This window comes from Candidatus Accumulibacter sp. ACC012, from assembly GCF_907163155.1.
GTDB classification, from domain to species: Bacteria; Pseudomonadota; Gammaproteobacteria; order Burkholderiales; family Rhodocyclaceae; genus Accumulibacter; species Accumulibacter delftensis.
The window spans coordinates 1-13,425 of the sequence record NZ_CAJQUC010000013.1 but is presented as its reverse complement, the minus strand read 5'-3'; the positions used below and the strand labels follow the sequence as shown (position 1 = coordinate 13,425).

At 65.7% G+C, this 13,425-nt stretch carries 7 protein-coding genes and 7 pseudogenes; all 14 read right to left on the bottom strand.

Going from position 1 to position 13,425, the window contains the following annotated elements; translation table 11 throughout:
• Positions 1 to 461 precede the first annotated feature (461 nt).
• Positions 462 to 1,363 (bottom strand): annotated as a pseudogene (locus QZ648_RS13840) (precorrin-3B C(17)-methyltransferase).
• Between the two features lie 156 nt (positions 1,364 to 1,519).
• The gene (locus QZ648_RS13835) at positions 1,520 to 1,876 is read right to left on the bottom strand and encodes a cobalamin biosynthesis protein (RefSeq protein WP_366144141.1); all 357 of its coding nucleotides are present in this window, start codon (positions 1,874 to 1,876) and stop codon (positions 1,520 to 1,522) included.
• Positions 1,873 to 2,621, bottom strand: a pseudogene (locus QZ648_RS13830) (cobalamin biosynthesis central domain-containing protein). The gene QZ648_RS13835 and the pseudogene QZ648_RS13830 overlap by 4 nt, the downstream one beginning before the upstream one ends.
• 112 nt (positions 2,622 to 2,733) lie before the next feature.
• Positions 2,734 to 2,907, bottom strand: a complete 174-nt coding sequence (locus QZ648_RS13825) for a hypothetical protein (protein ID WP_291997425.1) — start codon at positions 2,905 to 2,907, stop codon at positions 2,734 to 2,736.
• The gene (locus QZ648_RS13820) at positions 2,846 to 3,415 is read right to left on the bottom strand and encodes an SAM-dependent methyltransferase (protein ID WP_291997424.1); all 570 of its coding nucleotides are present in this window, start codon (positions 3,413 to 3,415) and stop codon (positions 2,846 to 2,848) included. Before QZ648_RS13820 ends, QZ648_RS13825 begins: the two co-directional genes overlap by 62 nt.
• Positions 3,394 to 3,654 (bottom strand): annotated as a pseudogene (locus tag QZ648_RS13815) (cobalamin biosynthesis bifunctional protein CbiET); the annotation flags it as partial. The pseudogene QZ648_RS13815 and the gene QZ648_RS13820, both read right to left, overlap by 22 nt.
• A gap of 283 nt (positions 3,655 to 3,937) precedes the next feature.
• A complete protein-coding gene (cbiE, locus tag QZ648_RS13810) occupies positions 3,938 to 4,699 on the bottom strand; it encodes a precorrin-6y C5,15-methyltransferase (decarboxylating) subunit CbiE (protein WP_291997423.1) in 762 nt (253 codons plus the stop codon).
• Positions 4,686 to 5,853: pseudogene (locus QZ648_RS13805) on the bottom strand (cobalt-precorrin-5B (C(1))-methyltransferase). The gene cbiE and the pseudogene QZ648_RS13805 overlap by 14 nt, the downstream one beginning before the upstream one ends.
• On the bottom strand, positions 5,850 to 6,524 hold the full coding sequence (locus QZ648_RS13800; protein ID WP_169068603.1) for a precorrin-8X methylmutase: 675 nt from the start codon (positions 6,522 to 6,524) through the stop codon (positions 5,850 to 5,852). Before QZ648_RS13800 ends, QZ648_RS13805 begins: the two are co-directional and overlap by 4 nt.
• 6 nt (positions 6,525 to 6,530) lie before the next feature.
• A pseudogene (locus QZ648_RS13795) lies at positions 6,531 to 7,213 on the bottom strand (CbiX/SirB N-terminal domain-containing protein); the annotation flags it as partial.
• Positions 7,214 to 7,873: 660 nt separating this feature from the next.
• Positions 7,874 to 8,294: pseudogene (locus QZ648_RS13790) on the bottom strand (SAM-dependent methyltransferase).
• 3 nt (positions 8,295 to 8,297) lie between these two features.
• A complete protein-coding gene (locus QZ648_RS13785; protein WP_291997422.1) occupies positions 8,298 to 8,954 on the bottom strand; it encodes an energy-coupling factor ABC transporter permease in 657 nt (218 codons plus the stop codon).
• 16 nt (positions 8,955 to 8,970) lie between these two features.
• Complete coding sequence (locus QZ648_RS13780) at positions 8,971 to 10,290, bottom strand: cobyrinate a,c-diamide synthase (protein WP_291997433.1); 1,320 nt, start codon at positions 10,288 to 10,290, stop codon at positions 8,971 to 8,973.
• A gap of 5 nt (positions 10,291 to 10,295) precedes the next feature.
• Positions 10,296 to 10,866 (bottom strand): annotated as a pseudogene (gene cobO, locus QZ648_RS13775) (cob(I)yrinic acid a,c-diamide adenosyltransferase).
• Positions 10,867 to 13,425: the final 2,559 nt, after the last annotated feature.

Here is a 13,425-nt window from a genome sequence, read left to right as displayed (position 1 = left end):
CTTCGCAGCGCCTCGTTCTGCCGTATAACTGTTTTTTGCGCATCTGACGAGAGCCTGCCAAGCGGCTGCGAGTCGGTAGCGGAACGAGAGGTGAATAGCGGCGGGTGACACGAGTGTGGGGTCTATACCCCTATTTTCGATGGCCCCGGGGCGGTTAAGCTGAGTGAGATCACCGACATGGACATCCTGTTCGGCGGCGATGCTCGTGGCTACACGGATTACGCCAAGTACATCGAAGACGTCCCCTGAACAACGAGGACGCCCATTGTGAAAGCCACTGGGCTTACCGAGTATCTACCGATTGACAACGCACGCTCCCGCGTCGACCTCGAGTTGGGACTTGGAGCGACCAGAGCTCTCCGGCCGCGACATCGTAACTATGGACGGCGGAGTGGATGTCCACCAGCTTCGACAAGCATGAGTCGGTAACCACGCGTTAAGCGCACCAATACGCGGCGCGCTCAGGCAGGCAGGCGCGGGTCACCGATCACCGCGTCAATTTCTTCTGGCGGCAGGTCGAAGAAGCAAGCAATCTCCTCCGCGTGTTGCCCCTGTGCCAGACGCTCACGCCACCGTCCGCTTGCCAGCCTTCGAGCCCAGGCTAAGCGAGCGACCGGCCTGCTCGCCGGCCAGCGCTACCGCCAAAGCCGGCGTATTTGTTGGCGTAGCCACGCGGGGTAATCATCAGGCCGTCTTGAACGAAGGTGCTGCTGTTACCGATTCATTACGGGTGGTTCAACATGCCGAGTCTCGTTTTCGGCCATTTGCGCCAAGTGGTCAGCTGGATCGCCTGCTTCTTGCGGTACGCGGACTTGACCACCGCCACCGCCGTCTCCGGCGGCGCGATGGCGCAGCAGGATGCGCTGCGCTTCGACGATCTGGCCGGTGCGCCGGCCGCTCTTCGGGTTATACAGGGCGACAACGAAATCGGCATGGGCCGCGGCGTTCAACCGGCGGGCGATGACCGGCCACGGTGTCAGCAGGTCGGAGAGCGAGATCGAGCAGAAGTCGTGCGTCAGCGGCGCGGCCGTACCACGCCGCGCACGCCGACCAGCGCCGATGGCGCCGGGAACGACCTCGACCTCGATTCCCGATCCGGGGACGCCAGCCCGCTTGCAGCAGGACTTCGTAGGTCGGACCGGGCCATCCGTAGACACCGATGTCGCCCGACGAAATGACCGCCGCGATCTTGCCCTGGCAGGCATGTTCCCAGGCCGCGTTGCAGCGATCGAGCTCTTCGGTCATGCCCTTGCGGATGACCAGCTTGCCGTCGAGCAGGTCTTTGCAACCCAGCCTGATGTAGGTGGCGTAGCCGATGACCACCGTCGGCCTCGGCGATGGCCGCGCGCGCGCGCAAGCTCATGTGTTCCGGCGCCCCCGTGCCGAAGCCGACGAGGATGATTTTCCTGCTTTCCTGGATCGGGGTGAGTGGCGTTCATTGGTGCTCATGGGTGAATTATGGCAATGGAGATGGTGCGTTACGGGCCATCCGGCCGCGTAGCTTGTGTTTTTTCGACGATCAGATCGGCCTTGTCGGCACCGGCGGCAAGCAGCGCGGCCGCTTCGGAACCGACGGGGAGCCGGTATACCTGCGTACCGTTTCGAGGGATTGGGAACGTTCAACGGCGGCAAGATCGGCAGCAGGGTAGAAGTGGATGCACCAGGCCCGTTCCCTGGCCACCTGCAGCAGGCCCGCCTCGTCGGCCTTGAGGTCGATGCTGGCCACCGCGCGGACGTCCGACGGCTGCCCGCCGCAGGCCGCCAGCGCCTCGCTGATGGCCTGGTTGATGGTCGCTGCCGGCGTGCCACGATCGCAGCCGAGACCCAGTGCAAGCGCAAACTGCAGCGGGTTTTTCGCGCCAGGGGCGTGCTTCAATGCGCGTCCCCCGGCCGGTAGACGATCGCCTTGCCAGCCAGCTGCACCGCATAGTCGGCCGGTATTGCACGCTGGCTGATCCAGAGCACCGCAGAGAAGCGCTCGGGATCGACATCTTCGAGGCGGGCAAAGCGTTGCAGCGTGACGGGTAGCGGGCCACGGCGACCATTCGCGTGCCCCGTCCACCAGTCGCTGCTGCCATCTTCCTGGACCAGCGCCACCGGCTCGTCGTTGACCACCGCGGCGCTGACGCGAACGATGTCGGCATGTGTCGCCTCGATCGTCCAGCAGCCGAGTTCGCGACCGAGGAGGTCGACGGACAGCGTCTGGCGGGCGTCCGAGGCGGTGGTCAGCACTGCCGTCGCCCCGAGCGCGGTGGCCAACTGGCCAGCCAGTGCGTTGGCGCCGCCGACATGCCCCGAGAGCACCGGGATGGCAAAGCGACCGGCCTCATCCACTACGACAACCGCCGGGTCGCTTTCCTTGTTGCCAGATGCGGCGCGATCAGGCGGACGACAGCGCCCAGCGAGACGATCGCGACGATGCCGTCGAACGCGGCGAACAGCGCCGGCAACCTGGTCACCGGACCTTGCCGTTGTAACACTGCACGACCGCCGGCGACTGCGGCTTCAGCTTCGGCGCGAAACTTTTCCGGGGCGAACAGCGAGGCATCCGGCAGTGCGGCAATCACCTTGCCGGCCAGGGCAATGCCGTGCCGGGTGATGGCGACGACAGCGACCTTCATGCGGCCTCGGCTGCCGGCGCCACTGCCAGTGCTTCCTTGCGCGTGCGGCAACCGCGACGGTAATTCGCCGCGCACGCGCTTCGGGTTATGGACCAGCATCAGGGACAGATAATTAAGCTTTTTCGCCTTTCAGGCTGGCGACGTCGCGAACCACGCGCTCGTCCGGCGCGCCGACCTTCTCGACAAAACAGGTGCTGTCCAGCAGGCCGCGCCGCTCCAGCAGGTCAATGACTTCGTCGAGCAGAGGCTTGACCTTGAGCAGGGACCACGGTATCGAACTCGTCAAGCAGGTGATCGATAACGCCGACGCCGTAGGCCGCCGGAATCACCGCCAGCGTTTCATCTTCCTCGGCCAGCGTGCTGCCGGTGCTCGCCGCGGCAGCGGCGAACGAACTGACGCCGGCGATCGTCTCGACGACCACCTCGGGTGCCAGTTCGCGGACGACGCGGGCAAGGTGACCAAAGGTGGAAAAAGTCGACGCGTCGCCTTCGACCAGGAACACCAGGTCGCGACCTTCGGCGAGCAGCTCGACCGTGCGCAGCGCAGCGCGGGCCCACGCCTTGCCGAGAATCTCGGCGTCACGGGTCATCGGAAAGACCAGTTGCTCGGCGTCGTCCGGCACGGCGATACCGCACGCGCGACGATGGCCAGTGCGTACGAGTCGTCCTCGGCCTTTTTCACCGGGTACAGCCAGCGTGCACCGGACTGCAGAAACCGCCCAGGCGCGGCGAGTGATCAATTCGGGGTCGCCGGGGCCGAGTGAGGCGCCGATCAGTTTTCCGTAGCGGGGCATTCTTCTTCCTTTCTTGCAGTGAGGATCCACACCGGGTTCTGGGCGGCCAGCCGGTGCATGTCGAGAATTGGCTGGCTGCGACTGGCCTGAAGCTGGATGAGGTCCCAGACTGCGCCGGCGGCAGCCAGCGTGCGCGTGGCGGTGGCCAGATTTTCCAGGGTCACGAAATTCATCACCAGTCGGCCAGCCGGCTTCAGGCGGCCGAGAACCACTCCTATCAGCTCGGCGAGTTCGCCGCCGGGAAAAACCGACATGAAAGTGGACGCCGTCGGGGGGGTAGGGCCAGGTCGGCCGAGAGTGCTGGATCGACGGCCGTCGCAAGGGTCGTGGAATTGCTGCCTGGAAAACAAAGCAGCGAGTATTGGCGCGCCGCATTGGCGGATTCCGCACCAGGGCCGTTTATTTTCGATGGCCCCAGGGTACGTGTCGCCCAGCCGGTGCAAGCGCCGCGGCAGTCCACCGGCCACGCGAGACGGAACCGGGCGCCAATGTCCAGACCGTCGCAGGCCTTCCTGTTGGTGATCAAGCCCTTTTCCGGCGCACGCTGCCGGTACTCGTGATCTTCGCGGGCCGAGCACAACGGGCCGGATGGGGCCGCGTGCGTTCAACCAGCAGGACGTTCGGCTCGGGGAACTCCCGTCCGGCGACCTCGGCGAGGGTCAGCGACGGAAAGAGCTGCTCGTCGGGCAACTGCAGGCGGCAGGCCACCGACAGCTTGAGATCGTCGCCGTGGCCGACGGCGAGCAGCGCCCGCGCCAGGCGCGCTGGCGTGTTCTGCGCGCCGGTAAACACGGCCACCAGCGGCTGCAGGGCAATCGCCCGTAGCACGCGATAGAGGCCGTGCGCGGGCGACGCGCCGGGCAGCCACTCGCCGGCATCCGCACCGTGGCACGAAGCGATGCGCAGCGTCTGCCAGGGTTTTCGAAAGCGCGCACAGAGCAGTTGAATGGTCGATGGCGCCGGTAGGACCTCGATTTGCGCCGCGCCCAAGCTGGCGATGAGCAAGGGTGCGATGCCATGACAGAGCGGATCACCGGTGGCCAGCACTGCGACCGCTCGGCCGCCGGCGTGTGCCGCCTTGATCCATTCCGGCACCTGCGCGATGGCGGCGTCCATGTCCTGCAGTCGGCAGCCGGCCGCCAGCTGGGTGCGCACCAGATCGAGCGTGCGCCCGGCACCGATCACCAGGTCTGCGGCAAGCAGCCGCTGGCGGGCGCGGTCGGACAAGCCGCCCCAGCCGTCGTCGAGAATGCCGATCACGGCACAGGGCTCACAGGATTTCATTTTCCTCCACACGAACAATGAAATGGCCTTCGAAATCGCAGACCAGCACGGTCAAGCGATAGCTACCGGCATAGCAGGCCTTGAGACTGCGCATGGCGCGAATGGCCAGCGCCCGATGAAAGGCTTCGCCGACTCCCAGCGTGGCCAGGCGTTCAGCAGCGAAACGACCGGTTTCGGCGTGGCGGATGGCCTCGACGAGGTCTGGCGGCGCACCGACCGCCTGCGCCGATTCGGCGAGTACGTCACGGTCGATCTCGGCCTTCCAGGCGTGCGTCACTGCCAGGCCCTGGCACATCTTGGTCAGCTTGCCGACCATCGCACCGACAAAGACGTGCTGCATGTTCTGCTTGATCGCGGCCAGGAATGCGGCCTTGACGAAGTCGCCCATCTGCACGAAGCAGCTTTCTTCGAGTTCGCCTAGCTGGCGCATGGCGAACTTCTCGCTGCGCCCACCGGTGGATGAACACGACGCTGCGCTGGCCCTGCCTGGCCGCCACCTCGACCCCCTGGACGACGCTGGCGCGAAAGGCGGCGGTCGAGTACGGACGGACAATGCCGGTGGTGCCGAGAATGGAAATACCACCGAGAATTCCAAGACGAGCATTGAGCGTCTTCTTGGCCATCGCCTCACCGCCGGGAACTGAGATGGTCACCCGCAGCCCGTCGTGCTCGAGCAGTTCATCAGCGGCCGCACGCACGTTGTCGCGGATATTGCGCTGCGGCACCGGGTTGATCGCCGGCCCGCCCAGCGTCAGACCGAGTCCCTCCCGGGTTACCGTACCGACGCCGGGGCCGGCACACAGTTCGATCTCTCCGGCACGCTGCGGCAACCGCTGCACAGCGGCGGTCAGATGCGCGCCGTGTGTGACATCGGGATCGTCACCGGCATCCTTGACAATGGCTGCGCAGGCGCGGCGCAGCAGGCCTTCCCCGACAATGCCGGCATCGATCACCGCGAAGCACACCTCCTGGCCATTGGGCAGTCGGCACAGTACGTGCGCCGGCACCTGCCCGGTCAGCAGGCCGATCGTCGCCGCACGCGCCGCCGCTGCCGAGCAGGCGCCGGTGCTGAAGCCGGTGCGGTTGCCACGCTGGCGACGCGTGGCAGACTTGCGCAGCTTGGGCGGGGCAAGCGCTTGAGCGGTGTCGCTCATGCCACCCGTTGCTGCTCGTTCTCGGCGAAGGAAAGCAGCGCGTGAATGGCGGCAACGACCAGCGTCGAGCCGCCCTTGCGGCCGCGGATGGCCACCCAGGGGACGTCGTCAATGCCCATCAGCAGGTCCTTCGACTCGGCCGCCGAGACAAAGCCGACCGGCATGCCGATCACCAGAGCCGGCCGGACGCCCTCTTCACGAATCAGGCGCACCACTTCGATCAGCGCGGTCGGCGCATTGCCGATGCCGACGATGGCACCGTCGAGTTCGCCCTCGCGATGCGCCTTGCGCATCGCCTGCACGGCGCGCGTCGTGCCCTCGGCATGCGCCCGCTCGATGACGTCCGGATCAGAAATGTAATGCCGGGTGTGCAGCCTGAAGTGCTGCAAGCGTGGCCTGGACAAGCCGGTGCAGATCATCTCGACGTCGGTGACGATCGGCGTACCGCCCTTGCGCAGCGCAGCCAGACCGGCAGCCATCGCCTGCGCATGGAAAACGGTCAGGCCGTTGAACTCGAAGTCGGCATTGGCGTGAATCATGCGCCGCACCAGGGGCCACTGCTCGGCGCTGTAGTCGTGCGGCCCGACTTCGGCGTCGATGATGGCGAAGGAACCGTGCTCGATGGCGCGGCCGCTGGCGGTCAGTTGTTCGGTAACGGCGGGGATAGTCATGGCAGCTCAGATGTGGGCGTGTTGATGATCGTCGTGGTCATGCGCCTGGACGTGCCCTTCGCCTGCATGTGCGTGCCGAGCACCGACCAGCAGGGTTGGGGTTTGCGTGTGGCTGTGATCGTGCAGGTGTTCGGCCTCGGCCGCCTGCCGGTACTTGCAGCCGTCGCACTCGAGCAGTGCCCCGCTCGGCAGCTCACGGCCGGAAACGCGCGCATCGAGCAGGTCGAAAATGCCCGGATCAAGCCAAAGTAGCTGCCAGCGGCGAAGGCGATCTGTGGGTACTGCTTGGCGCAGCCGTTCGGCCTGCGCATTGATGCGCTCGATGAGAACGCCGTTGAACAGGTACACCGGGACGATGGCGATTTGCGTCATGCCCAGCCGCACCTGCCGCTGGACGACGGTTCCAGGCGCGGCCAGGTCACGCCGGTGAAGGCCAGGTCGACCAGTTCGTGCTCGTTGTCCTCGAAAAGCCAGCGCGCCAGCTTGGCCAGTTCGCCGTTGGCACCGGCGTCCGACGAACCGCGGCCGAGCAGGACCACGCCGGTGGTTTGCGGGTCCGGCATGGCCAGCGACTTCATCAGGCGCGCGAGCTGTCCTGGCAACACGGCGAAGATCTCGCGGCCCATGCCGAGGTGACGATCACAGTGGAAGCTGACCTGCGGGTAAGCCGCACGGGCAGCATCCATTGCGCGCCGGCAACTCCACGTGACGTGCCGTCGGCGATGAGAACAGCGGTACGACCAGGACACCTGCCGGCGCCGGGTGTGCCCACGCGCAGGCCGTCGGCAAGTAGCACGGTCGGCATGCTCCATGATAGCAGACGGCGGGGTCGATGCCCAGCGGGATTGCGCTCTGCCACTCGCCGGCAAAGCGGCGGATTCGTCGTTCAGCGTCGGGATGGCGGGAGCCATGCGCGGCAAGCAGCACTGTTTTCGACCATCCATTCGTTTAAGCTCCGATGCCCGGCTGAAAGCGTGGGCGTGAAAGTGCGTCGTAAGTTTCGATTTCTTCAACTGCGGCCAGTGACGCGCGCCCGGCGCCGGACGGCGATGATCATCGCCTGGCTGGTCGATTTTTTCCGGGGGGGGGGGGGGGGGGGGGGGGGGCACGGCACTTCGTTCGCGGTGTCGGGTCAGTTCGTGCCGCGGTGTTTTCCTCCTCGCCCGGCCAGCTCGCCTTATGAAACCACCAGGATCGCGCGCTTCGCGCCAGCCGGCCGCGCGCAAGTCCCTCGACCACTTGCTTCAAGGCTGGGAATCGTTAGAAACCGCACACGTGCCTGGTGCTGCGCCATTTCCTGCAGCGATTCGCCGGCCGGCTTCGGCGTGCGGCCTGCAACGCGGTCAGGATCACACGTCCTTTGTGAACTCGGGCAGGGTCACGTCTCGACGGCAGCGTCCAGCTGCGGCCACCCCCCCCCCCCCCCCTCGCCGACACACGCCCGGCACCACGCCAACGTCGACGCCGGCAGCATCGAGTGGCTGCGTCACCTCGATCAAGGCGCCGAACAGCGCCGGGTCACCGGTCTGCAGACGAACGACGATGGCGTTCGTCTGCGCCTGCTCGACCAGCCAGGCGGTGATTTCCGCCAGCGCCATGTCTTTGGAATCGGCGATCACGGCAGCCCGCCGGCGCCCAGCGCATGGCTGCCTCCGAAACCAGCGACCCGGCGAAGAGAATCGCCCCGGCGCCGGCGATCAGATCCCGGCCCTTGACGGTAATCAGGTCGGGATCGCCCGGACCGGCGCCAACGACCACACCTTGTCCCATGTTTCAGTTCGCCAGCTTGAGCGACTGGATGTCGAAGCAGGTGGCAATCAGGCGCTTGTTTCGTGGCGCTTGAGAAGGCGAACGACAGCCAGCGGTGAACAAGGGCTCGCAGATGACGATCAGCAGGTAGGAGCTGGCAAACGACGCCCAGGCGGCCAGCGGCGTCGCCACCTCGGCGGCGAGCAGCCAGAAACCGACCATGGCCGTGACGCCGGTGTAGTACATGGCGTCGAGCTTGACGATCGCCCCCCAGCTGACGACACGGCCGGCCAGCGCGGCACGCAGCTGGCGACCCGCACTGTAGTGAACGGCGATCAGCGGCACGATCAGAGACAGCGAGTTGACCGCCAGATGCGGCAGATCCATGGGTTCGAAGAGCAGGCCCTGGAGCAGCAGCCCGGCAGCGAAACCGAGCAGCGTCGGCAGAAAACCGAGTGTCAGATAGATGGCCATGGCGCCGACGAAGTGCAATTCCGAGGGGCCAACATTGACGTGGAAACTCTGCATGAACAGCGAGAAGAACAGTGCCGCGAGCAGCGTGCGGACGATGTCCGCCGGCTGTCTGAGCAGGTCCCTGGCGTAGTAAGCGACGAGGCCGACGGCCGAGGCATTGGCCAGAACGATTTTGGCCTGGGCGATGATGCCGGGTTCGATATGCATGGTAATTTCCTTTCTTTCAGGTGGACAATGAAGAAGCTGCTGGCGCAAATAGCTGCGCCACCGCCTCCGGGTTTGAGGGGAAGTAGAGGTGCATATACGAGGCATGCACACGGCCGACGCGATAGACCGCTTCGCCGCGCCGTCCCGCCCGCGCGCCTTCGCTGATCGCGATCGGCGACAGCGGCGTCTCCATCTGCGAGTAGTGGAAGCTGTGTCCGCGCAGCTCGCCTTCGGGCAGTGTGACGCGGTGCAGGCCGAGGTTGGCGAGGCGGCCGAGCATCTTGGCGTTGCCTGGCAAGAGCCCGACCATCTCGGCCCGGCAGCCGTCCTTGTCGGCCAGTGACTCGAGCAGATAGAGCATTCCGCCGCACTCGGCGACTAGCGGTTTGCCAGCGGCATGGTGAGCGCGAATCGCGGCGTGCATTGGCGCGTTGGCGGCGAGCGCTGCGAGGTGCAGTTCGGGATAACCACCCGGCAGGTAGAGCACTTCGGCCTCTGGCAGCGAGCCATCGAGCAGCGGCGAAAAGAAGCTCAGCTCGGCACCGAGTTCGCGTAGCAGATTGAGATTGGCGCGGTACAGGAAGGCGAAAGCGCCGTCCCGTGCCACCGCGACGCGCACGCCGGCCAGCGGTCGCGGCTGCGCGCCAAGCGCTGTCGGCGACACGGCTGAGACAGCGAAGCTGACGGCCGCTGGCAGGCGCCTGGGCAGCGCCTGCAACGCGGCCGCCGCGCGGGCTATGCGCGCGTCGAGATCGGCGACTTCGGCCGCCTGTACCAGACCGAGGTGACGCTCGGGCAGGGCGATTTCGGCGTCGCGCGGCAGCCAGCCAAAGCAGGCCAGCCCCGACGGCAGACTCTCGGCGAGCATCTCGTAGTGGCGCTCGCCGGCGACGCGGTTGGCAAATACGCCGGCGAAAGGCAGGCCCGGTCGGTAGGTAGCCAGGCCATGTGCCAGGGCACCAAAGGTCTGGGCCATGGCGCTGCCGTCGATCACCACCACGATCGGAATGCCGAACAGAGCCGCCAGATCGGCACTCGAGCGGTCGCCGTCGAAGAGTCCCATGACGCCTTCTATGAGGATCAGGTCGGCTTCGGCCGCCGCCGCGTGCAGGAGTTGCCGACAGTGCTCCTCACCGCCCATCCACAGGTCGAGCTGATAGACCGGCGCAGCAGAGGCGCGCTCGAGGATCATCGGATCGAGAAAATCGGGGCCGGTCTTGAAAACGCGCACGCGCCGCCCTTGCCCACGATGGTGCGCTGCGAGAGCCGCGGTCACCGTCGTCTTGCCCTGGCCGGAAGCAGGCGCGGCAATGAACAGCGCCGGGCACGCCGGCATAGCGCTCACAGATCGACCCCTTTCTGCGCCCGTACGCCAGCGCGAAAGGCGTGCTTGACGTCGCGCAGCTCGCTGACCGTGTCGGCTGCGGCGCACAGTTCGTCCGGCGCGCCGCGGCCGGTAATCACCACGTGCTGCAGCGCCGGGCGGGCGGCCAGATCGGCGAGCACGAGCGGCAAATCCAGCCAGCCGTTCTTCAGCGCATAGGTCAGTTCATCGAGGACGATCAGCCCCAGCGACGGATCGCCGAGCATCTCGGCAACCACGGCCCAGGCGCGGCGCGCGGTTTCCCGATCGCGGGCCAGGTTCTGCGTCTCCCAGGTGAAGCCTTCGCCAAGCACATGCCAGGTGACCCCTGGCTGAGCACGGAAGAAGGCCTCCTCGCCGGTGTCCCGAGCGCCCCTTGATAAACTGCGGCGACACCGACCCGCAGGCCGTGTCCGAGGGCACGGGCGACCATGCCGAAGCCGGGAACTAACTCCGGCACTTGCCCTTGCCGTTAGCCCTGGTGAAGCACCAGCACAAGCCCTGGTCGCGATCGTCCACGGTGCGATGGCTCCTCGGTATGCAACTCACGGCTTTTTGGCTGGCACTGCGCGCACGGTGGACTTCCTCCGATCGGGTCGCGTGGGGGGGTGCTCATGCTTGCCGCCTGCCAGCTAAGTCGTTGCTTGCAACCAACGGCCGCCGCAAAAACGCTGTCGGGTGTTTTGGCGGTGGGTGACGAAGGCGGTCGCCGCACTGGACAGTACGCAAGCAGCGCACCCGCCCAGGGTCGATGGGAATCATGCCGCACCTGAGTTCTCCTCTGCTCCTCTGCGCACACTACCCCGCAGCAAGCCAAAGAACGACAAACGTCACACGTCACAAGGCGGAGTGCAACCGGAAACAGGGTCGCAAGCGCCCAGAGTACCGAACATCGCCCTCCAGCAAGCCGATCTTCGCAGGCTCAGTCAGGTCTCACGGGCTCACGAGCGGGAAACTCCCTGGATCTGCGCCTTCCCTGGCTGTTGCACCAGTGGTCGTGTTGCCTGATCTCCTTGTCTCGTTTCCGTTGGCGGGGGCCGCTGCCGGGAATACTCCTCGTCCGGTTGAAGCGGTGCCTCGCGAGCAACACCGTGTCTTCCCCATTTCATTCCCTCGGGCATAGCCCTCGGGAAACCTGAAGCACGTATCCTTCTACTACCGCCGGGTAGAAACATTGATCAGAGCATTTCGCGCTAGCTACCCGCGCTCAGTTGGACGGAAAGCGGTCGATAGACGGGCGGTAAGTCAGCAAGCCGGTCGGCCTTCACGTGCATTCACGCGGCGGCGCTCAGGTTCCTGGTGGCGGTCAACGGTGTCCGTAGCTTGAGTGATGCGGTAAGCGAGTTCGCGCAAGCGTCTCCGCCGGCGGGGGGCCTAGTGGCGAGGGGGTCCTGCCGCAGGCAGTCCCCAAAGATCGAGCAGACGCGTGCACACCTTGATGCCTTCGTGAGTCACTACGCCCCACACGTGAGCAAGCCAAGAACCCGTCATCGCACGCACAGGCCGCGATGACGCCATGGTCGTCAGCCCGGCCCACTTTCACCGCCTACTAGCCATCTGCATCCTGTGTTCCGCTTGCCTGCAGTAGCTCAACACCTGGCGCTTGGCAACGCTCGATCACTTCATCAACCTACTCGAAGCGGACGACCCTTGCCGGTCGTAGCTCTGCCTTCCCGCCCCAACACTCTCTTGTCCCAGGTCGGTTGAAGTCTGGTAAAGCCAGTCTCGCTCTGGCGACTACGTGCTACGCGACCCAGGCGCGACTGACATGCGTGTAGCAGAGCCTTGCACCAAACCGCCTTGGGCCGCTTCTGGCCTTGCTGCGGCCGTGGGTTTTATTCCCTGCGTGGCTTCGAGGTGGCCGATCGTCGTCGCCCGGCGATCAGGATGGCTTGTCCGGGAACTTCGCATGGCAAGGGCCTGGCGGCGTGTAGTCAGGTTTGCCCGAGTCAAGGCTGCGACTGTCGCCGACACTACCCCGCGTCTGCTGCAAGCTGTGGCGTCCCGCGCGTAGCCTTCGCCAATGACCAGGGCAGGGCTTGGCCAGGGCGTCCAGGCCGCCGATTGCATGGAAGCAGCTTCCTTGCGGCTGTCCTTGGCGAAGCGCTTGGTGCCATCCTCCTGGATGTCTGCTCGTCCATTGCTTGCGCGTCGGTATCGTTGCCGTGGATGTGGTTCCCGGCCTCCTTTCCGTGAAAAACGCCTGCCTGCGTCTCGGTTCCCTTGGTTTGCATGTAGCTGGTCGGTGGTTGTTACCGGCACAGGTGGCGCCATCTGCTTGGCCCCCCTGCGGCCGCCTGCTCTTGCAGCCCGCTCCTGCTCGGCATTCGCGCTTGCAGCTTTTCAGCCGCTTCACTGTAGCCTTGCTTTCTGCTCGGGGTCGAGGCGCGTAGCCCTTCTGACTTCCACTACTTCATGTCGACTGCCGTCTGTTTTTCTTCAGCTAGCGGGCCGGGTGGCCGTCCAGGGTGGCCAACATAGAAGCCGGACCCGGCTTTTTTCCTCGGCTGAGCTCTCTCGCCTTCGAACCGCTGATGCTATGTTTTCTGCTCGTCCATCGTCGATGCTCTCCGCGCATCACGACACACCGATCGAGCGCACGCCTCGGGCGAACTACGTCTCGCGGCGACATCGGCCGGCCCTTGCTGGCCAGGGACGTTTTACCGGCAACCAGCGTGCAGCCGGCTCTTGTCGGCCTTCGCGCCTGGCAAACCAGGATTTTGCGGCCTGTCCCATAAGGCGCCGGCGGCCTTGGCGGCAGGCCCGTTCGCCGATGGAAGCGCGAGATACTGGCGTTTCCATGGTACGTTGTTTCTCGGGCTTGGCCTGCCCTTCCGGTGCCGCCTGCTGTCAGTGTGCGTGGCCCACTGGGGCTAAGGTAGCGCGTCCTTGATGCCTGCCGGAAGACAGGAGTTGTTCCGTGACGTTCCAACAGCGCACCAGCGCCTTCGCCTCGTCTTTCTGGTGGTACGGCACATGAGATAGGTCTTTTCGCCCTGGTCGGCGTCTTCACCGCCGGCACCGACGCTTCTCGCCCTCGATCTGTGCGAACGCGCCGCTGCGATTCGGCGTCGTTGAGCACGGGCGGCCAAGATCAGCCGACTTGCG